We start from the raw sequence: 472 nt of genomic DNA, 5'->3' as shown, positions 1-472 counted from the left end.
TAAGGCAGCTTCATGATGACGACCTGAGGCACTATGAATAACAGAGCGAAGCATACGTGGAACTAGTCCTTCATATAATGCCGTACGGCCCCAATTTGCTGGTGGATTTTTTAATTTTTGTTGCGGAGCGTGCATGAATAAATCATATTCTTCATCGGTGTAGTCTTTAATTTTTTTGTCCAAATCAAATAATCCACTGTTGCCATATTCCTTCCAACGCCAAGTTCCCGGTTGAAAACCGGCAAAAGTCATTGCACCTTCATTGAGTGATTTATTAGGATCAATTAATTGACGTTCATCTATGTCGTCAACAAAGCCTAATCCCTGACATTTTGGACACATTCCCTGAGGTAGGTTAAAGGAAAACCATTCTGAATACCCAACCCAAGGCTGTCCAATTCGAGAAAACATCAAACGTAAGACGGAATAGATGCCGGTGTAGGTTGCCAGAGTAGATCGAGAATTACGACCA

Annotated in this window: 1 pseudogene; it reads right to left on the bottom strand. The window is 41.5% G+C overall.

Going from position 1 to position 472, the window contains the following annotated elements:
• Positions 1–472 (bottom strand): annotated as a pseudogene (locus FFM55_RS09725) (excinuclease ABC subunit UvrA); the annotation flags it as partial.

This window comes from Weissella sagaensis (assembly GCF_005405285.1).
Lineage (GTDB): Bacteria > Bacillota > Bacilli > Lactobacillales > Lactobacillaceae > Weissella > Weissella sagaensis.
Note: the sequence above shows the minus strand (reverse complement) of the source record. Positions and strands in the feature narration are given on the sequence as shown.